The sequence below is a fragment of the Rubrivivax gelatinosus genome (assembly GCF_016583785.1).
Classification (GTDB): Bacteria; Pseudomonadota; Gammaproteobacteria; order Burkholderiales; family Burkholderiaceae_C; genus Rubrivivax; species Rubrivivax gelatinosus_B.
This window is the reverse complement of record NZ_NRRU01000027.1, coordinates 25,862-45,530: the sequence shown is the minus strand read 5'-3', so window position 1 is coordinate 45,530 and position 19,669 is coordinate 25,862. Positions and strand designations below refer to the sequence as shown.

The 19,669-nt window shown below is 70.6% G+C and carries 12 protein-coding genes; 5 read left to right on the top strand and 7 right to left on the bottom strand.

Annotated features, from left to right (window positions below):
• Positions 1–9: 9 nt before the first annotated feature.
• Positions 10–399, top strand: a complete 390-nt coding sequence (locus CKO43_RS09185; RefSeq protein WP_200228315.1) for a VOC family protein — start codon at positions 10–12, stop codon at positions 397–399.
• A gap of 30 nt (positions 400–429) precedes the next feature.
• The gene (hrpA, locus tag CKO43_RS09180; RefSeq protein WP_200378458.1) at positions 430–4,440 is read left to right on the top strand and encodes an ATP-dependent RNA helicase HrpA; all 4,011 of its coding nucleotides are present in this window, start codon (positions 430–432) and stop codon (positions 4,438–4,440) included.
• A gap of 134 nt (positions 4,441–4,574) precedes the next feature.
• On the opposite strand, the gene CKO43_RS09175 is transcribed toward hrpA, so the two are convergent.
• From CKO43_RS09175 to mfd, 5 genes are all read right to left on the bottom strand, one after another.
• A complete protein-coding gene (locus CKO43_RS09175; protein ID WP_200378457.1) occupies positions 4,575–5,933 on the bottom strand; it encodes a TrpB-like pyridoxal phosphate-dependent enzyme in 1,359 nt (452 codons plus the stop codon).
• Positions 5,934–6,062: 129 nt separating this feature from the next.
• Complete coding sequence (locus tag CKO43_RS09170) at positions 6,063–7,532, bottom strand: chemotaxis protein CheW (protein WP_200378456.1); 1,470 nt, start codon at positions 7,530–7,532, stop codon at positions 6,063–6,065.
• Positions 7,533–7,537: 5 nt separating this feature from the next.
• A complete protein-coding gene (locus CKO43_RS09165; RefSeq protein ID WP_276570310.1) occupies positions 7,538–10,357 on the bottom strand; it encodes a methyl-accepting chemotaxis protein in 2,820 nt (939 codons plus the stop codon).
• Positions 10,358–10,700: 343 nt separating this feature from the next.
• On the bottom strand, positions 10,701–11,414 hold the full coding sequence (serB, locus tag CKO43_RS09160) for a phosphoserine phosphatase SerB (protein WP_200378455.1): 714 nt from the start codon (positions 11,412–11,414) through the stop codon (positions 10,701–10,703).
• Between the two features lie 124 nt (positions 11,415–11,538).
• Positions 11,539–14,976, bottom strand: a complete 3,438-nt coding sequence (gene mfd, locus CKO43_RS09155; RefSeq protein WP_200378454.1) for a transcription-repair coupling factor — start codon at positions 14,974–14,976, stop codon at positions 11,539–11,541.
• Between the two features lie 26 nt (positions 14,977–15,002).
• Here mfd and ispD point away from each other — a divergent pair, with 26 nt between their 5' ends.
• The 3 genes from ispD to CKO43_RS09140 all read left to right on the top strand — a co-directional run bounded on the left by ispD (position 15,003) and on the right by CKO43_RS09140 (position 17,403).
• Entirely contained in the window at positions 15,003–15,692 is a 690-nt protein-coding gene (gene ispD / locus CKO43_RS09150) for a 2-C-methyl-D-erythritol 4-phosphate cytidylyltransferase (protein WP_200228309.1), read from the top strand.
• The gene (gene ispF / locus CKO43_RS09145; protein ID WP_200378453.1) at positions 15,689–16,183 is read left to right on the top strand and encodes a 2-C-methyl-D-erythritol 2,4-cyclodiphosphate synthase; all 495 of its coding nucleotides are present in this window, start codon (positions 15,689–15,691) and stop codon (positions 16,181–16,183) included. The genes ispD and ispF overlap by 4 nt, the downstream gene beginning before the upstream one ends.
• 62 nt (positions 16,184–16,245) lie before the next feature.
• Positions 16,246–17,403 carry a hypothetical protein gene (locus CKO43_RS09140; protein WP_200228307.1) on the top strand — a complete coding sequence of 386 codons (1,158 nt, stop codon included), beginning with the start codon at positions 16,246–16,248 and terminating at the stop codon, positions 17,401–17,403.
• Positions 17,404–17,406: 3 nt separating this feature from the next.
• On the opposite strand, the gene CKO43_RS09135 is transcribed toward CKO43_RS09140, so the two are convergent.
• Both CKO43_RS09135 and ompR read right to left on the bottom strand, forming a co-directional pair.
• Positions 17,407–18,735, bottom strand: a complete 1,329-nt coding sequence (locus CKO43_RS09135; RefSeq protein WP_200228306.1) for an ATP-binding protein — start codon at positions 18,733–18,735, stop codon at positions 17,407–17,409.
• 90 nt (positions 18,736–18,825) lie between these two features.
• A complete protein-coding gene (ompR, locus tag CKO43_RS09130; RefSeq protein WP_200378452.1) occupies positions 18,826–19,560 on the bottom strand; it encodes an osmolarity response regulator transcription factor OmpR in 735 nt (244 codons plus the stop codon).
• Positions 19,561–19,669: the final 109 nt, after the last annotated feature.

Genomic DNA, 19,669 nt, shown 5'->3' with positions numbered 1-19,669 from the left:
GGAGATCGCATGGACGTCTTCAAGACCCACGGCGCGTTCAGCTGGAACGAACTGCTCACCGGCGACCCCGAACGGGCCGCCGGCTTCTACGCCGGGCTCTTCGGCTGGAGCGTCGAGGCCCAGGAGATCGCGGGTGGCACCTACCGCGTCGTCAAGACGGCCGACGGCACCGCCGTCGGCGGCATCATGGGCATTCCGCCCGACAGCCCGCCCGGCATGCCGCCGCACTGGGGCAGCTACGTCACGGTCGACTCGGTCGACGACGCCATCGCCAAGGCTGAGGCGCTCGGCGGCACGGTGATCGTGCCGCCGATGGACATTCCCGGCGTCGGCCGCATGGCCGTGCTGCGCGATCCGACCGGCGCGGCGGTCAACGTCATGAGCTACGAGCCGATGTGAATACGCGGGCGCGGCCATAATCCGCGCCCCGTGTCCGACACTCGCCCCGGGCGGCCGGCCAACCCGGTTCCGCCGATCACCTACCCCGAATCGCTGCCCGTCTCGGCGCGCCGAGACGAGATCGCGCGCGCTCTTCGCGAGCATCAGGTCATCATCGTCTGCGGCGAGACCGGCTCGGGCAAGACGACGCAGCTGCCGAAGATCGCGCTCGAGCTGGGGCGCGGCCTGGGCGCCGGCGGCCGCGGCCTGATCGGCCACACGCAGCCGCGGCGCATCGCCGCGTCCAGTGTCGCCAAGCGCATCGCCGAGGAGCTGAACTCGCCGCTGGGCGAGGTCGTCGGCTACAAGGTGCGCTTCCAGGACCGGCTGCAGCCGGGCGCCTCGGTCAAGCTGATGACCGACGGCATCCTGCTGGCCGAGACGCAGACCGATCCGCTGCTCAAGGCCTACGACACGCTGATCATCGACGAGGCGCATGAGCGCAGCCTCAACATCGACTTCCTGCTCGGCTACCTGCGCCAGCTGCTGCCGCGCCGGCCCGACCTGAAGATCGTCGTGACCTCGGCGACGATAGACGCCGACCGCTTCGCGAAGCACTTCGAGTCCGCGGCCGGCCCGGCGCCGGTGATCATGGTCTCGGGCCGGCTGTACCCGGTCGAGCAGCGCTGGCGGCCCTTCGAGGAGAAGAAGGACTGGGACCTGGGCGATGCGATCGCCGACGCCGTCGACGAACTCTGGCGTTCCGGCAGCGGCGACATCCTCGTCTTCCTGCCCGGCGAACGCGAGATCCGCGAGACCACCGACCATCTGCGCAAGCACCTGGCCAGCACCGCGCGCGGCGGGCCGCAGCCGGAGATCCTGCCGCTGTTCGCGCGCCTGTCGCAGGCCGAGCAGGACCGTGTCTTCGAAGCCGGCAACGGCCGCCGCATCGTGCTCGCGACCAACGTCGCCGAGACCTCGCTGACGGTGCCCGGCATCCGCTACGTCGTCGACTCGGGGCTGGCGCGTGTCAAGCGCTACAGCTACCGCAACAAGGTCGAGCAGCTGCAGGTCGAGCCGGTGAGCCAGGCCGCGGCCAACCAGCGCGCCGGGCGCTGCGGGCGCGTCGCCAACGGCGTCTGCATCCGGCTCTACGACGAAGCCGACTTCAACCAGCGCGCACGTTTCACAGATCCCGAGATCCTGCGGTCGTCGCTGGCCGGCGTCATCCTGCGCATGAAGGCGCTGCGCCTGGGCACGGTCGAGGACTTCCCGTTCCTGGAGCCGCCGCCGAAGAAGGCGATCGCCGACGGCTACGCGCTGCTCGACGAACTCGACGCCATCGACGAGCAGGGCGATCTGAGCAAGATCGGCCGCGAACTCGCCCGCTTGCCGCTGGACCCGCGCGTCGGCCGCATGATCATCGAGGCGCGCGACCGCCAGGCGCTGTCCGAGGTGCTGGTCATCGCCGCGGCGCTGAGCGTGCAGGACGTGCGCGACCGCCCGCTCGAGCAGGCCCAGGCGGCCGACGAGAAACACCGCAAGTTCGACGACGAGAAGAGCGAGTTCGTCGGCTATCTGAAGCTGTGGAACTGGATCGAGGAAGGGCGCGGGCACGCGCAGCCTGAATCGCTCCCTCTCGCCGCCAGCGGGGAGAAGGCTGGGGTGAGGGGCCGAGCTGCGGCACCGGCGACACCCTCACCCCAGTCCTCTCCCGCAAGCGGGAGAGGGGGCAAGTCCGGCGGTCTGGGCAGCGGCGCGCCGTCGCACAAACTCAGCAACCGCCAGCAGGAGCAGCGTCTGCGCGAGAGCTTCGTCAGCCCGCGGCGCGTGCGCGAGTGGCGCGACATCCATTCGCAGCTGCTCACCGTCGTCGCCGAACACGGCTGGCGCCTGAACACGCTGCCGGCGACCTACGAGCAGCTGCACCTGTCGATGCTGGCCGGGCTGCTGGGCAACATCGGCTGCAAGTCCGACGACGACGAGTGGTACCTGGGCGCGCGCGGCATCAAGTTCTGGCGCCATCCGGGCGCGCACCTGTCCAAGAAGCCGGGGCGCTGGATCGTCGTCGCCGAGCTGGTCGAGACGACACGCCTGTTCGGCCGCGGCATCGCCGCGATCGAACCCGGCTGGATCCCGACGGTCGCCGGGCATCTGTTGAAGACGCAGCTGCTCGAGCCGCACTGGGAGAAGAAGGCCGCCGAGGTCATCGCGCTGGAGCGCGCGACGCTGTACGGGCTGGTGGTCTACAACAACCGCCGCGTCAACTTCGGCCGTGTCGACCCGAAGGCCGCGCGCGAGATCTTCATCCGCGAGGCGCTGGTCAACGGCGAGTGGGACACGCGGCTGCCCTTCCTGGCGCACAACCGCAAGCTGATCGCCCAGGTCGAGGAGCTGGAGCACAAGTCGCGGCGCCAGGACGTGCTGGTCGACGACGAACTGATCCACGCCTTCTACGACCAGCAGCTGCCGGCCGAGGTGTGTTCGGGCGCGACGCTGGAGAAGTGGTTCCGCGAGGAAGTGAAGAAGCAGCCCAAACTGCTGCAGCTGACACGCGACGAGCTGATGCGCCACGAGGCCGCCGGCATCACGACCGACGCCTTCCCGAAGACCGTGCGCGTGGGCGGCATCGATTGCGTGGCGACCTACCTGCACGAACCCGGCGATGCCAAGGACGGCATCACGGTGACGCTGCCGATCTACGCGCTGAACCAGGCGAACGAAGAGCGCTGCCAGTGGCTGGTGCCCGGCATGCTGCGCGACAAGGTGCTGGCGCTGTGCAAGAGCCTGCACCAGCGCCCGCGTTCGCGCCTGGTGCCGCTGCCCGAGTTCGCCGCCGAGTTCTGCGCCACCGCGCCTTTCGCCCAGGGTGAACTGGTCGACGCGCTGCTGAAGGCGGTGCGCGAACGCAGCCAGATCGCGGTGCAGCGCAACGACTTCAAGCTCGAGCAGCTGCCGCCGCATCTGTTCATGAACTTCCGCGTCGTCGACGAACATGGCCGGCAATTGGCGATGGGGCGCGACCTCGCCGGGCTGAAGGCCGAACTCGGTGTGCAGGCGCGCAGTGCGTTCCAGGCGCTGGCGGCGCTGAAGATCCAGGCTCCCTCGCCCGCACCGCAGCCCTCACCCCAGCCCTCTCCCGCGGGGCGGGAGAGGGAGCCGCGCCGCGGTGTCGTCGCCGAGGTCGCTGCGCCGCCGCCGCCGGCCGCGGCGCAGCGCCATACCGCCTGGACCTTCGGCGAGCTGCCCGAGCTGATGGAGATCCGCAAGGGTGCGCAGACGCTGATCGGTTTCCCGGCGCTGGTCGACGGCGGCACGCACGTCGAGATCGAGGTCTTCGACGAGCCCGAGGCCGCCGCTGCCAGGCACCGCGTGGGCCTGCGCCGGCTGGTCGCGCTGCAGATCCGCGAGCCGCTGAGATACCTCGAGAAGAACATCCCCGATCTGCCGAAGATGGGCGTCACCTTCATGGCGCTGGGCGGCACGCTCGAGGAGCTGCGCCAGCAGATCGTCGACGTCGCGGTCGACCGCGCCTTCCTCGCCGAGCCGCTGCCGGCCGATGAACGCAGCTTCAAGGCGCGCCTCGACGAAGGCCGCACGCGGCTGAACCTGATCGCGCAGGAAGTCGCGCGCCTGGCCGGCGTGGTACTGGCCGAGTACGCCGTCGCCGCGCGCAAGTTGAAGGACAGCCGCCCGCCCAAGGACGTCGCCGACGACGTCGCGCAGCAACTGCAGCGCCTGGTGCCCAAACGTTTCCTGGTCGCGACCGACTGGGCCGCGCTGGCGCACTTCCCGCGTTATCTGAAGGCGGTGACGCTGCGCCTGGACAAGCTGCGAGCCGACCCGGCGCGCGACGCCGCCCGCCTGGCCGAGCTGCGCCCGCTGGAGCAGCGCTACTGGCGCCGCATCGCCGAACTGAAGGGCGCGCAGCACGCGCGCCTGGACGAGTACCGCTGGCTGCTGGAAGAGCTGCGGGTCAGCCTGTTCGCGCAGGAGCTGCGCACGCCGCAGCCGGTGAGCATCAAGCGGCTGGACAAGGCCTGGTCTCAGCTGTCAGGCTGAGCGCCCGACCGCGTCGGGCGGCCGCCACAGGCGGCACCAAGCTTTGCAGTGCAGGCTGACATCGCGCGAGCGATGTCATGCCGGAACTACAAGGCCTGGGCTCAGCTGTCAGGCTGAGAGCTGAGCCCGCTGCTTCAAGCCGGCACGCTCGGCAGCCCCGCCAGCGCCATCGCCAGCTCGGCCTCGTCGTAGCTGGCGTCGACCAGCTTGCCGCCGAGGTAGTTGGTATAGGCCGCCATGTCGAAGTGGCCGTGGCCGCTGAGGCCGAAGAGGATGGTCTCGGCCTTGCCCTCGGCCTTGCAGCGCAGCGCCTCGGCGACCGCACCCTGGACCGCGTGGCTGGCTTCCGGTGCCGGCACGATGCCTTCGCAGCGCGCGAACAGCACCGCGGCGGCGAAACACTCGGTCTGCGTGTAGGCCTGGGCCTCGATCAGGCCGAGCTCTTTCAGATGGCTGACCAGCGGCGCCATGCCGTGGTAGCGCAGGCCGCCGGCGTGGAAACCCGGCGGCGTGAAGCTGCTGCCCAGCGTGTGCATCTTGGTCAGCGGCGTCAGGTGCGCGGTGTCGCCGTAGTCGTAGGCGAAGCGGCCGCGCGTCAGGCTGGGGCAGGCCGAGGGCTCGACGGCGACGATGCGCCTGCTGCGCCCGCCGCGCAGCGTCTGGCCGACGTAGGGGAAGGCCAGGCCGGCGAAGTTGCTGCCGCCGCCGGTGCAGGCGATGACGACGTCGGGGTCGGCATCGGCCATCTCCATCTGCAGCATCGCTTCCTGGCCGATGATGGTCTGGTGCAGCAGCACGTGGTTGAGCACCGAGCCCAGCGCGTACTTGGTGTCGTCGTTCGTCGCCGCGACTTCGACGGCCTCGCTGATCGCCAGACCCAACGAGCCCGGGTGCTGCGGGTGCTCGGCCAACACGGCGCGGCCGGCGCTGGTCTCGGCCGACGGTGACGCGATACAGGTCGCGCCGTAGGTCTCCATCAGCGCGCGCCGGTACGGCTTCTGGTCGTAGGACACACGCACCTGGAAGATCTTGACCTCCAGCCCGAACAGCGAGCCGGCGAAGGCCAGCGACGAGCCCCACTGGCCGGCGCCGGTTTCGGTCGTCAGCTTGCGGATGCCGGCCTGGGCGTTGTACCAGGCCTGCGGCACGGCGCTGTTGGGCTTGTGGCTGCCGGCCGGCGACACGCCTTCGTACTTGAAGAAGATCTTGGCCGGCGTGCCCAGCGCCTGCTCCAGGCGGCGGGCGCGGATCAGCGGCGCCGGGCGCCACAGGCGGAACACCTCGCGGACCGGCTCGGGGATCTCGATCTCGCGTTCGGTCGCCATTTCCTGCTCGATCAGCGAGCGCGTGAACAGCGGTTCCAGGTCGGCCGGGCCGACGGGCTGCTGGGTGCCCGGGTGCAGCGGCGGCGCCGGCGGCACCGGCAAGTCGGCCACGATGTTGTACCAGTGCCGCGGCATGCGGCTTTCTTCGAGCAGGAACTTCGTCGTCATCGCATCTCCTGGGGGACGCGGCGATTCTGGCATCGGGGTCGTGCCCGCCGGCAAGGCGCCGGCCAGCTCCTGATCCCGGTCAAGTTCCGCCCGGCGCGCGCAGTGGCGGCGGCGCGACCGGCTCGCCGCTCAGGCCACGAGGCGGTGGCCCTCGGACAGCAGCGCCTCGGCCAGGGCCTGGAGATCGACCAGCCGCAGCGTGCGCTCGGCGCCCGGCGCGCCGACGCTGACGATCTCCCGCTGCGCCACCTGAGCGGCGACGCCCGGCGCGCCGTCGCTTGCCGGCAGGCGCCGGCGCCAGTCGCTGTGCTCGATGCTGTCCATGCGCGGCGTCGCGAACCCGATCCATTGCTCGCCTGCACGTACCACCAGCACCGCTGCGCTGGGGCTGGCGGAGCCGGGATGCCAGCCCAGCAGCCGCGCCAGGCAAATCACCGGCACCACGCGGCCACGCAGTTGCTGCACCCGTCGCAGCACGGTGTCGGGGCCGAACATGCCGTCGACACCGCCGAAGGGCAGCACCTCGTCGACCTGATCGATCGGCACCGCCACCTCCTGCGGCAGCCGCAGCGTGATCAGCGCCTGGGCCGTACCCTTGCGGGTCTCGCCGTGCTGCTGCTGCGCGGTGCCGCTGTCGGTGTTGGTCGCGGCCAGTGCCTCGAGCTCCGGGTGCGCGCCCAGTGCCGCGGCGTTCAGGATCAGGTGTTCGCCCCAGGTCGCGTCCCGGAACATGCCCTCGAACAGTTCCGGTTGCGGCAAGCCGAACAGCGTGCCGCCGACGATGTCGACCGCGGGCACGCGCACGATCTCGACCACCCGTTCGACCAGCAGCGCGACCAGGCCTTGCGCGTGCCGCAGCACGATGGCCTGGCGCGAGCCGCTGCCGGCCTGGGCGTGCAGGCGGCACAAGGCCACGAGGTCGACGGCGCCGATGCGCCGGGTGCCGAAGTCGAGCACGCCGCGGCAGGCGCCCTGGGCCAGCACCGAGGACGTCAGGTGCGGCTGCCAGAGCGTGGCCTCGACCGCGTTGGCGTCTATCGCCAGGCGCACGCGGCCGGCATGCAACAGCATCAACGAGCGCACCGGCGTCTCCACGGCGCCTGCGGCGCCGGAGTCGGCGTCGGCCCCCAGTTGGCGTTCGGGTTCCGGATCGACGATCCAGGGAATGCCGGGCATGGCGGCCAGCGCGTCCACCGACAGCAGGTTCACCAGCGCTGCGTTGTCGGCGCGGCGCACGCTGCCGTCGAACAGATGGCCGGCCCTGCTGTCCACGTTGCGGGTGGCGCTGCGGCTGTTGGCGGCAGCGGCGAACACCCCGTTCACCGCGTCGCAGGCCAGCCCCAGCAGGCGCGAGCCGTGCACGACGAACAGCACGAAGGGCGCCGGTGCCGCGGGGCTGCGGCCCAGCATCAGGCCGAGATCGATCACCGGCACCGACACGCCGCGCACCGGCATCGCGCCCAGCACCGCCGCGTGATCGCAGGGCAGTGCGGCCAGCGCGCCCCGCGGCAGGACCTCCCGCAGCGCCGCCAGCGGCAATGCCAGCGCGATGCCGGCGACGACCACGTCGCCCCAGGTACCGGCGTCGGTGGCGGCCACGGGCTTCATTCCCGCTGGGCCATCGCGCCCAGCGCCGCGATCATCTGCGAGACCTCGCCGGTCAGCGTGCGCTGCTGCGCGGTCGCGCCGGCAATCTGCTCGACGTGGCCGCGTGCGCGGCTCACGCTGCTGAGCACGCCCTCGAAGCTGCGTGCGGCCTCGCGGCTGACCTCGGCGCCGTGGCCCACCTGGCTGATCGTCTCGTTGATCAGGGCCGTGATCTCGTGCGCCGCGCTGCTGCTGCTCTCGGCGAGCTTGCGCACCTCGGCGGCCACGACCGAGAAGCCGATGCCGTGCTGGCCGGCGCGCGCGGCTTCGATCGCGGCGTTGAAGGCGAGCAGGTTGGTCTGGTTGGCGATGTCGCCGATGACACCGACGATCTCGCTCATGCGCGTGGAGCCGCGCTGCACCGTCTCGATCGCGGCCAGGCTCTTGCGCAGCGCCTGGACGCCGGCCTGCGCGGTCTCGGCAGCGTCGACGGTGGTCTCGGCCGCGACGCCCGAACTCGCGGCGATGCCGGTGATGCTCTCCAGCAGCACCTGCATGCGGCCGTTCATCTCGCCGCTGCGCTCGCGGATGCAGCGCTCGAGCTGCACTTCCTTGGTGACGTCGTTGGCGACCTTGACGACCTTGCAGACCTGGCCGTTGAGATCCAGGATGGGGTTGTAGCTGGCCTGGATCCACACCTCGCGGCCGTACTTGCCGACGCGGTGAAAACGCCCGCCGATGAACTGGCCTTCGTTGAGCCGCAGCCAGAAGTCACGGTACTCCGTGCCCTGGGTGTACTCGGGCGAGCAGAACAGGCTGTGGTGTTGGCCGAGGATCTCGCGCAGCGTGTAGCCCATCGCCGCCAGGAAGTTGCGGTTGGCTGCCAGCACCCGGCCTTCGAGGTCGAACTCGACGACCGCCTGGCTGATGTCGATCGCGGCCACCTTGGCCTCGAACTCGGCATTTCGCAGCTTGGCATCGGTGACGTCGGTGGCGAGCTTGACCACCTTGACGGGGTTGCCGTGGGGGTCGAACACGGGGTTGTAGGTCGCCTGTATCCAGATCTCGCGCCCGCCCTGTCCCAGGCGCTTGAACTCGCCCTGGACATGCTCGCCGCGGCCCAGCCGTTCCCAGAAGGCGATGTACTCGTTGCCGGCGCCGTGTGTCGCGTCGACGAACATCCGGTGATGGCGGCCGCGGATGTCTTCCAGCGTGTAGCCCATCAGGCGCAGGAAGTTGGCGTTGGCGGCCAGCACCTTGCCGCCGAGGTCGAACTCGATGACCGCCTGCGCCCGGTCGATCGCCGTCAGCCGGCCTTGCGCATCCAGGCGCTCGAGCTTGCCGGCGGTGATGTCCTGCGCCAGCGTGATGACCTTGGCCAGCTGTCCGTCCAGACCCGGCAGCGGGCTGGAGGACGTCGCCAGCCAGACCTCGCGCCCGCCGGCGCCGCGGCGGCGGGACTCGCGCGCCAGCGCCTTGCCGGCGCGCAGCAGCGCCCCGTCTTCGATGCGCGCGCTGCCCTGGCGGTCCTCTTCGAAGAACAGGACGTCTTCGTGTTTGCCCACCAGGTCGCCCGGGCCGTAGCCGAGGGCGCTGCACAGCCGCGCATTGACCGACAGGATGAGGCCGTCGGCGTCGGTCTCGATCATGCAGGCGCTGGCCGACACGGCCTCCATGCGCGAGCGGACCTCGGCCTCCAGCTGCTTGCTCTCGCTGATGTCGGTGCAGTACTTGACGACCTTCACCGGCATGCCCTCGACATCGAGCACCGGGTTGTAGGACGCCTGTATCCAGATGCGGCGACCGTCGCGGCCCATGCGCAGGTACTCGCCGCTGTCGAACTCGCCGCGGCCGAGCTTGTGCCAGAACGCCCGGTAGGCGCCGCCGGCGGCTTCTTCCGGGGCGACGAAAATGCGGTGGTGCTGCCCGCGCAGCTGCGCCATCGTGTAGCCGGTCAGGCGCAGGAAGTTGTCGTTGGCGTGCAGCACGTGTCCCGACAGATCGAACTCGACGACGCCCTGGCTGCGGTCGATCGCCTCGATCTTGGCCTGGTCCTCCAGCGCGCGCTGCTTGGCGGCGGTGATGTCGGAGGCGAACTTGACCACCTTGTAGACGCGGCCCGAGGGGTCGACGATCGGGGTGTAGGTCGCCTGCAGCCACACGCTGTGGCCGTTGGCGGCCAGGCGCTGGAACTCGCCCGCCTGCGGCTGGCCGGCGGCCAGCGCGTTCCAGAAGGCCACGTAGTCGTCAGAGTCCGTGGTCGCCGGCGCGCAGAACATGCGATGGCTGCGCCCCAGCACCTGCTCGGCGCGATAACCCAGCAGTTGCAGGAGACGCTCGTTGACGCCGAGCACGGTGCCGCTGGTGTCGAACTCGATCACCGCCTGGGTCAGGTCGATCGCGTGGACCTTGGCGGTCTCTTCGAGCTGGCGGCGCTTGTCGGCGCTGATGTCGTAGGCGAACTTCACCACGCTCACCGGGCAGCCTTGTTCGTCGAGCACCGGGTTGTAGGTGCCTTGCAGGTACACGGTGCTGCCATCGGCCGCCTTGCGCACGAACTCGCCGCCGCGGAACTCACCGCGCCGCAGTGCGTCCCAGAACGCCCGGTAGTCCGGATGCTCGGCTACCTGCGGATGGCAGAACAGGCTGTGATGGCGGCCGATCACATCGGCTTCGGCGTAACCGAACAGCCGCAGGTAGTTCGTGTTCGCGCGCAGCACGGTGCCGTCGAGGGCGAACTCCGCGACCGCCTGGCTGCGGTCGATCGCGGCGAGCTTGCCCTGCATCAGGGCGGTGCGGCGCACGGCCTCGGCTTCGATGCTGGCGGTCGAACTCATGGCGGGCTTCCTTGGTGCGAATGGGGCGGCCGGCCAACCCTGACGCAGGGCAACCCTCGGTGCCGACGAGCAGGAGTGGAACAGCGGCGGGTTTGCCAGCGCGAGCCGGGAACGCGGCTAAATGGCAATAGTGATCAAAAAAACAATAAAAAGGATACACGCCACGCCGCCGCGAAAGCGCATGAGGCCTGCCGCGGCCGGCGCGGCGCGTGGCGGAGTTCACCAAATGGACAGGGCGGCGCGGGCAGCGCAGCCCAGTTGCAGCCGCGCGGCGTCCTTTACTGACGGCGGAGAAGGGTCCGCCCGGGTGCTGGTCGGCGCCCGCCGGCGGGCGAGCCGGCGCTCAGGTGCGCAGCACGTCCAGCGCGCGGTCCAGGCCGCCGCTGGTGATCGCCACCATCGCCTGTTCGGCCACCGCCGGCTTCGGGTGGTAGGCGATCGACAGGCCGGCGGCCCGCATCATCGGCAGGTCGTTGGCGCCGTCGCCGACCGCGATCGCCTGCGAGGGCTCGATGCCCATCAGCTCGGCCACTTCCAGCAGCACGCGCAGCTTCTCAGCGCCGTCGACGATGTCGCCCCAGGGCCGCTCGAGCAGCGTGCCGGTGAGCCGGCCGCCGGCGATGCCCAGTGAGTTGGCGCGCGCGAAGTCCAGGCCCAGGCGGTGGCGTATGCGTTCGCTGAAGAAGCTGAAGCCGCCCGAGACCAGCATCGTCTTCAGCCCGGCCGCCTGGCAGGCGGCGACGAAGGTCTCGACGCCGGGGTTGAGCTGCAACCGCTGCTCGTAGACCTGGTGCAGCGCTGCTTCCGGCACGCCGGCCAGCAGCGCCATGCGCCGGCGCAGGCTTTCCTTGTAGTCGGGGATCTCGCCGCGCATCGCCGCCTCGGTGATCGCGGCGACCTCGTCGTAGCGCCCGGCGGCGCGTGCGATCTCGTCTATGCACTCGATGCTGATCAGCGTCGAGTCCATGTCGAAGGCGACCAGCTTGTAGTCGGCCAGACGCGCCGGCGGCTCGAAGCCGCGGATGAACAGGCCGGGAAGAAACTCGGTGGCGGGCATGGTGTCTTTCAGCTCCCTCTCCCGCCTGCGGGAGAGGGTAGGGGTGAGGGCTGGTGGTGCGCCACCACTCTCACCCCGGCACGCTCCCGCGCGGGAGAAGGGGAAGAATTGAGATGCGGCGTCTTCACGCCGCGCGCGGTGCGCCCAGCGAGCGCAGGATGTCGCGCACGTACTGGGCGCGGTCCTTGGGCGAGCCGATCTCGCGGTCGATGCGCAGCTTGTCGTTGCCGGCGAGCTTGACCGCGCGGTTCTTCTGCACCAGCTCGACGATGCGCATCGGCTCGATCGGCGGGTTCGGGCGGAAGACGATGTTCATCAGCTTCGGCCCGGCGTCGATCTTCTGCACGCCGTAAGGCTTGGCCAGCACACGCAGGCGGTGGGTGTCGAACAGCGTCTGGCCCTGCGCCGGCAGCTTGCCGAAGCGGTCGGTGATCTCCTCCAGCAGCGCGTCGATCTGCTCGGCCTTCTCGGCCGTGGCCAGGCGCTTGTAGAGGTTGAGCCGCGTCTGCACGTCGCCGCAGTAGGCGTCGGGCAGCAGCGCCGGGGCGTGCAGGTTGATCTCGGTGGTGGCCGCCAGCGGCGACAGCAGGTCGGGTTCGCGCCCGGCCTTCAGCGACCGCACGGCCTCGGCCAGCATGTCGTTGTAGAGCTGGAAGCCGACTTCCATCATGTTGCCGCTCTGGTTCTCGCCCAGCACCTCGCCGGCGCCGCGGATCTCCAGGTCGTGCATCGCGAGGTAGAAGCCGCTGCCCAGTTCCTCCATCTGCTGGATCGCTTCCAGCCGCTGCGCCGCCTGCTTGGTCAGCGCCTCGACGTCGGGCACCAGCAGGTAGGCGTAGGCCTGATGGTGGCTGCGGCCGACACGCCCGCGCAGCTGGTGCAGCTGCGCCAGGCCGAACTTGTCGGCGCGGCTCATCACGATGGTGTTCGCGGTCGGCACGTCGATGCCGGTCTCGATGATGGTCGAGCACAGCAGGATGTTGTGGCGCTGGGCGACGAAGTCGCGCATCACGTGCTCCAGCTCGCGCTCGGGCATCTGGCCGTGGGCGACGCCGATGCGCGCCTCGGGCAGCAGCTCCTCCAGCTTCTGGCGCCGCGCCTGGATCGACTCGACGTCGTTGTGCAGGAAGTAGACCTGGCCGCCGCGTTTCAACTCGCGCAGCACGGCTTCGCGGATCGTCGAGTTGTTCTCGCTGCGCACGAAGGTCTTGATCGCCAGGCGCCGCTGCGGCGCGGTGGCGATCACCGACAGGTCGCGCAGGCCTTCGAGCGCCATGCCCAGCGTGCGCGGGATCGGCGTGGCCGTCAGCGTCAGCACGTCGACCTCGGCGCGCAGCGCCTTCATCGCCTCCTTGTGGCGCACGCCGAAGCGGTGCTCCTCGTCGATCACCAGCAGGCCCAGGCGCGCGAACTTGCAGTCGGAGCTGAGCAGCTTGTGCGTGCCGACGACGATGTCCACCGTGCCGTCGGCAATGCCTTCGAGCGCGGTCTTCACCTCCTTGGCCGAGCGGAAGCGCGAGAGCTCGGCGATCTTCACCGGCCACTTGCCGAAGCGGTCGACCAGCGTCTGGTAGTGCTGCTCGGCCAGCAGTGTGGTCGGCGCCAGCAGCGCCACCTGCTTGCCGGCGTGCACCGCGACGAAGGCGGCGCGCAGCGCGACCTCGGTCTTGCCGAAGCCGACGTCGCCGCAGACCAGCCGGTCCATCGGCCGCGGGCTGATCATGTCCTGGATGACGGCGTGGATCGCGGCGCGCTGGTCGGGCGTCTCTTCGAAGCCGAAGCTGGCGGCGAAGGCCTCGTAGTCCTGCGGGCTGAAGCGGTGCGCGAAACCTTCGCGCGCGGCGCGCCGGGCATAGAGGTTCAGCAGCTCGGCGGCGGTGTCTCGCACCTGCTCGGCGGCCTTGCGCCTGGCCTTGTCCCACTGGCCCGAGCCCAGCTTGTGCAGCGGCGCTTCTTCGGCACTGACCCCGGTGTAGCGGCTGATCAGGTGCAGCTGCGCCACCGGCACGTACAGCGTCGCCTTGTCGGCGTATTCCAGGTGCAGGAACTCGCTGGGGCCTTCGCCGGCGTCGATCTCGACCAGGCCGCGGTAGCGGCCGATGCCGTGGTTCATGTGCACCACGGGGTCGCCGATCTTCAGCTCCGACAGGTCCTTGATCAGCGCGTCGACGTTGCTGGTCTGCTCCTGCTTGCGCCGCCGGCGTGCCTGCGGCGCGGTGGCGAAGAGTTCGGTCTCGGTGAGCAGCTGGACCGACACGCCCTCGGCCGGCTCGTGCCAGTGGAAGCCCTGGGCCAGCGGTGCGGCGACGATCGCGAAACGTTCGTCGCCGGCCAGGAACTCAGCGAGGTTGGCGACCGTCGGCAGGTCGATGCGGTGGTCGCGCAGCAGCTCCAGCAGGCTCTCGCGCCGGCCTTCGCTTTCGGCGGCCAGCAGCACGCGGTGCGGCGTCGCCTTCAGGTGGCGCTCCAGCCCGGCCAGCGGCTCGGGCGCGCCGCGGTCGACGGCGATGTCGGGCAGCGGCCGCGCCCAGTCCACCGGCTCGTTGCCGCGCAGCGCCAGCGTCGCATGCGGCTGGGTGCGGCCGAAGAACTCGTCCGGGCGCAGGAAGATCGCTTCCGGCGGCAGCAACGGCCGCTCGGGGTCGTGCTGCAGGAAGCGGTGGCGCTCGCGCGTGTCGGTCCAGAAGCGCTCCAGCGCCTGGTCGACCTCGCCGTGCAGCGCCACCGCGGCGGTTTCGCCCAGGTAGTCGAAGACGCTGGCGATCTCGTCGAAGAACAGCGGCAGGTAGTACTCGATGCCGCCGGTGGCGATGCCCTGCGCGATGTCCTTGTAGATGCGCGAACGCGTCGGGTCGCCGTCGAGCTTCTCGCGCCAGCGGGCGCGGAAGGCCGTGCGCGCGGCCTCGTCCATCGGGAACTCGCGCCCGGGCAACAGCCGCACCTCGGGCACCGGGTACAGGCTGCGCTGGCTGTCGGGGTCGAAGGTGCGGATCGAGTCGACCTCGTCGCCGAACAGGTCGACGCGGTAGGGCACCAGCGAGCCCATCGGGAACAGGTCGATCAGCCCGCCGCGCACCGCGTATTCGCCCGGGGACACGACCTGGCTCACGTGCTGGTAGCCGGCCAGCGTCAGCTGCGACTTCAGCCTGGCCTCGTCCAGACGCGACTTCTGCTTGAAGTGAAAGGTGTAGCCCGCCATGAACGACGGTGGCGCCAGCCGCACCAGCGCGGTCGTCGCCGGCATCAGCACGACGTCGACCTCGCCCTGCTGCACCCGCCACAGCGTCGCCAGGCGCTCGGAGATCAGGTCCTGGTGCGGGCTGAAGGTGTCGTAGGGCAGCGTCTCCCAGTCGGGGAAGACGGCCACACGCAGGCCGGGGTCGAAGAACGGCAGCTCTTCGGCGAGACGGGTGGTGTCGGCGGGATCGGCCGTGACGACGGCCAGCAGGCGCTGCTCGGCCTTGCGTGCTGCGGCCAGGCGGGCCAGCAGCAGGGCGTCGGCCGAACCCACCGGGCGCGGCAGCGTGAAGCGCTTGCCCGGGGCAATGGTCGGAATCTGCATGGGAGGCGCGATTCTAGAATCGCTGGATGACTGTGCCGCCGACCCGCTGTTTTGCCCTGGTTCCGTGCGCCGGCGTCGGCCTGAGGGCCGGAGCCGGAGGCCCCAAACAATACGCGCCGCTGGCCGGCCGGGCGGTCGTCGCCCACACGCTCGCGGCGCTGGCTGCGGTGCCGCGGCTGGCGGGCACGCTGGTCGTGCTCTCGCCCGAGGACACGCAGTTCGAGACCGCCGTGCCCGGCTGGAACGGCTGGCTCGCCCGCTGCGGCGGCGCCACGCGTGCCGAAAGTGTCGCCAACGGCCTGCCGGTGCTGCGTGAACTGGGCGCCCACGACGAAGACTGGGTGCTGGTGCACGACGCCGCGCGCTGCCTGCTGCGCCCCGAATGGGTCGAGCGCCTGATAGCCGCCTGCCTGGCCGACCCGGTCGGCGGGCTGCTGGCGCTGCCGCTGGCCGACACGCTGAAGGCCGAGGAAGCTGGCCGTGTCGCCGAGACCGTGCCGCGCGCGGGCAAGTGGGCCGCGCAGACGCCGCAGATGTTCCGCATCGGCCTGCTGGCGCGTGCGCTGGCCGAGGCCGGCGAACACGTCACCGACGAATCCAGCGCCGTCGAGGCGCTGGGGCTGGCGCCGCGCCTCGTGCCCGGCGATCTCGAGAACCTCAAGGTGACCTGGCCGGCGGATTTCGCCCTGGCCGCGCGCCTGCTGCAAACCCGATGAACCCTCTTGACCTCCGCATCGGCGAGGGCTGGGACACCCACCAGCTCGTCGCCGGCCGCCCGCTGATCCTCGGCGGCATCACGATCCCGCATACGCACGGCCTGCTCGGCCACAGCGACGCCGACGCGCTGCTGCACGCCATCACCGACGCGCTGTTCGGCGCCGCGGCGCTGGGCGACATCGGCCGCCACTTCCCCGACACCGCGGCCGAGTTCAAGGGCGCGGACTCGGGCGTGCTGCTGGCCGAGTGCGCGCGCCGCGTGCGCGCCGCCGGCTGGGAGATCGTCAACGTCGACTCCACCATCGTCGCCCAGGCGCCGAAGATGGCGCCGCACATCGACGCGATGCGCGCGCGCATCGCCGAACTGCTGGCCGTCGGCGTCGAGCGCGTCAACGTCAAGGCCAAGACCGCCGAGAAGCTGGGGCCCGTTGGCGAAGGCCGCTCGATCGAGACGCGCGCGGCCTGCCTGCTGGTGCGTGCCGCCCCCTAGTTTCGACGCCGGGCGGCCGCGCAGCCGCTCCTAGCATCGCGCCTCTTTCAACGGGAGGAACGATGAGAGTCTTGACCTGGACCCTGGTGGCCGCGGCGGCCGCGGCCGCCGCGGCCGCGGGGGCGGCGGCGCGGGCGGACACCGTGCTGCACGTCGGTCCGCGCAACACGAACGCAGCCTACGTCTTCGAATGGCTGGGCGAGCGGGCGGTCGTCGTCGCCACGCAAGGCCGTGTCGGCGCCTCGGTCGGCGGGCGCGGGGCAACGCGCATCGCGACGCTGGACGCGCCGTACACGAGCAGCTACGTCACCTCGGACCCCGACTGCCCGGGGGCCGATTCCGAGGTCCGTCACGACGTGCTGAAGCTGGCCGTCGTGCGGCTGTCGGGCAGTGCCCGCCGCGGGAGTTCCAAGGTCGTCGACATCGGCACCGACACCACGCTCAGCGGCTGCAACGCCGGCCGCGTCGTGCCCTTCGGCTCGCCGACGGACGAGGGGGTGGTGACACGGCATCTGGCGGCCGAGCTGCGGCCTTCGATGGCCGACCTGACCCCCGGCACGGTGCTGGCGGGGCCCAGCGAAGACGCCGACGTCAGCCTGTTCCCGAGCGCCGACCTCGTCGGCTTCTCGGCCGGCAACGTGACCTTCCAGGCGAGCGGCCGGGTCTACGCCCAGAGCGTCGTCGATGGCTGGCTGGTTCTGGATCTGGGCGGCGGGCAGCGCGGCTACACGCGCTTCGCCGTCGACGCCAACGGCGCCGAGACCTGGATCGCCGCCGACTGGAGCGCCGGCGTGCCGACCGCCGTCTACGAGACGACGATGGTCAAACCCGCGGCCGGCGCCGGTTTCGGCGGCACGCTGCGGGCCTCGCGCCTCTGGGAGTCCGGCGTCTACGTGGGCACGAACACCCCGTTCTACTTCGACCTGTATCGCGACGGTACCGGTTCGCGGGTGTCCAAGGATCTCGCCGAGGGCACCGAGACCCGCATGCCGGTGACCTGGGGCTTCGAAGGTACGGACCTCGTCACGCGGCGCCCGGTCGGCAGCAGTGGAACCGTCGCGCGACGCCAGTGGGTGCCGCTGCGCAACAGCGGCAGCACCCGCTTCGTAATGGAGAGCGAAACCCGCATCCAGCCCGACGGCAGTTCAGAGCTCTACGTCCGGCCGCGCGTCAACTTCTACGTCAACGAAGGCCCCGGGACGCCGCCGGCCGCACCCTGAAGCTCAAGGCGCCCTTCGCAGCCGGACGTGCGCCATCAGCCCGCCGTCCGGCGCGTTCGCCAGTTCCAGGCTGCCGCCCATGCGCTGCATCGCCTTCTCGACGATCGCCAGCCCCAGGCCGGCGCCGGTGGCCGCGGTGCGGGCGGCGTCGCCGCGGAAGAAGGGCGTCGTCAGCTGCGACAGCTTCTCCTGCGGCACGCCGGGGCCGTTGTCGCGCACCGTCAGGATGACCCAGGGGCCGGTGCGCGCATAGGAGACCGAGACCTCGGCGATGCCGGTGTCGGTGCCGCGGCCGTAGCGGCGCGCGTTCTCGAACAGGTTGGACAGCACGCGGCCGAGTTCGGTCTCGTCGGCCAGCACCTTCAGGTCGATCGCGACGCGCGAGTGGATGCGGATCTGGCTCGGGTCGCGGAAACCCGCGGCCTCGCGGTCGACGAGCTGGGCCACGTGCACCGGGCGCAGCTGGGTCTCGCCGGGGCGGGCGTAGTCCATGAACTTGTCGATGATCGCGTCGAGCTGGTCGATGTCCAGCGCCATGTTGCGCTTGGCCTCGTCGTCGGAGACGCTCATCTCGGTTTCCAGCCGCAGCCGCGCCAGCGGCGTGCGCAGGTCGTGACTGATGCCGGCCAGCATCACCGCGCGGTCCTCCTCGACCCGCGCCAGTTCGCGCGCCATGCGGTTGAAGCCGCGGTTGACCTCGCGGATCTCGCTGGTCAGCGTGTTCTCGTCCAGGCGCGAGTCGAGGTCGCCTTCGCGGATGCGGCTGGCGGCGAAAGACAGCTGCTTGAGCGGCCGGTTGATCAGGCGCGCGATCGCCACCGAGCCGACCAGCGTCGCCAGCAGCGCGATGCCGATCCAGACGAACCAGGTGTTGCTGGTCAGCGGGCTGGCGTGGTTGTCGTCGATCTGCAGCCAGTAGGAGTCGCCATCGATCGTGAAGCCGACCCACATGCCGGGTTTGGCGTTGACGCTGCTGGCGACGATCGCGTCCTCGCCGAGCGCCGCGCGCAGTTCACGCGAGACCCGGCGCGTGAAGCGGTCGACCTCGTAGCTCTCCCAGCGGTCGCCGGGTTCGCGCGGCGCGACGCGCACCACGTCCTGCTGCGCCATCGTCTTCACGAGCGCGATGCGGTTGATGCCGTCGGCCTGCTGCAGCGCCGCACGCGACAGGTTCACGAGGCCGGCGATCTGCTGCGCCGACTCGACCGCACGCGGCTCGAACTCGAGTGCACGCAGCGTCTGCACCCAGGCGAAGACGCCGCCGGCGAGCAGGATCGCGAGCAGACAGAAGGTGCGCCAGAACAGGCTCAGGGCAAGGGTCTTTCGTGCCATCGGCCGCGATCATGCCGCCGGCGCGGGGGCCGGGGCTCGGCGAGGGGCGCGCGGTGCGGTCGGCACCGGCGTGCGTGTCGTGTCGGCGCGTCAGCCCGCGCCGTCCGGCACGAAGACGTAGCCCACGCCCCAGACGGTCTGGATGTAGCGCGGCTGCGCCGGGTCGGGCTCGAGCATCTTGCGCAGGCGCGAGATCTGCACGTCCAGGCTGCGGTCGAAGGGTTCGAACTCGCGGCCGCGCGCCAGCTGCGCCAGCTTGTCGCGCGACAGCGGCTGGCGCGGATGGCGCACCAGCGCCTTCAACATCGAGAACTCGCCCGTGGTCAGCGCGATCTGCTCGCCGTTCTTCGACAGCCGGCGCAGCGACAGATCGAACTCGAACGGGCCGAAGCTGACGACCTGCGGCTCCTTGGACGGTGCGCCCGGAGCTTCGGGCGCGGGCCTGCGGCGCAGTACCGCGTGGATGCGGGCCAGCAGTTCGCGCGGGTTGAAGGGCTTGGGCAGGTAGTCGTCGGCGCCGACTTCGAGGCCGACGATGCGGTCCACGTCCTCGACCTTGGCCGTCAGCATGATGATGGGCGTCAGGTCGTTGGCCGCACGCAGGCGGCGGCAGATCGACAGCCCGTCTTCGCCGGGCAGCATCAGGTCGAGCACGATCAGGTCGACCGTGTCGCGCGTCAGCACGCGGTTCAGCGCCTTCGAGTCCTCGGCGAGCAGGACTTCGAAGCCTTCCTGGGACAGGTAGCGGCGCAGCAGGTCACGGATACGGGCATCATCGTCGACGACCACGATGCGGTCGGCACGTGAATTGGCGGGGGTGTTCATCACCGACTCCAAACTTGTAACAGCGGCATTGTGCGGGCCGTTTTCGGCCGGGTTCCGCCTTTGCTGACATGTTGTGACAAGTCTTGCGGCGTTTCGGCCACGCGTTCGT

What these genes read in the sequence shown, in the direction of transcription:
- CKO43_RS09185 (WP_200228315.1), top strand. Translation starts at nt 10, where the DNA reads ATGGACGTCTTCAAGACCCACGGCGCGTTCAGCTGGAACGAACTGCTC.
- CKO43_RS09175 (WP_200378457.1), bottom strand. Translation starts at nt 5,933, where the DNA reads ATGACGACGAAGTTCCTGCTCGAAGAAAGCCGCATGCCGCGGCACTGG.
- CKO43_RS09165 (WP_276570310.1), bottom strand. Translation starts at nt 10,357, where the DNA reads ATGAGTTCGACCGCCAGCATCGAAGCCGAGGCCGTGCGCCGCACCGCC.
- serB (WP_200378455.1), bottom strand. Translation starts at nt 11,414, where the DNA reads ATGCCCGCCACCGAGTTTCTTCCCGGCCTGTTCATCCGCGGCTTCGAG.
- mfd (WP_200378454.1), bottom strand. Translation starts at nt 14,976, where the DNA reads ATGCAGATTCCGACCATTGCCCCGGGCAAGCGCTTCACGCTGCCGCGC.
- ispD (WP_200228309.1), top strand. Translation starts at nt 15,003, where the DNA reads ATGACTGTGCCGCCGACCCGCTGTTTTGCCCTGGTTCCGTGCGCCGGC.
- ispF (WP_200378453.1), top strand. Translation starts at nt 15,689, where the DNA reads ATGAACCCTCTTGACCTCCGCATCGGCGAGGGCTGGGACACCCACCAG.
- CKO43_RS09140 (WP_200228307.1), top strand. Translation starts at nt 16,246, where the DNA reads ATGAGAGTCTTGACCTGGACCCTGGTGGCCGCGGCGGCCGCGGCCGCC.
- CKO43_RS09135 (WP_200228306.1), bottom strand. Translation starts at nt 18,735, where the DNA reads ATGGCACGAAAGACCCTTGCCCTGAGCCTGTTCTGGCGCACCTTCTGT.
- ompR (WP_200378452.1), bottom strand. Translation starts at nt 19,560, where the DNA reads ATGAACACCCCCGCCAATTCACGTGCCGACCGCATCGTGGTCGTCGAC.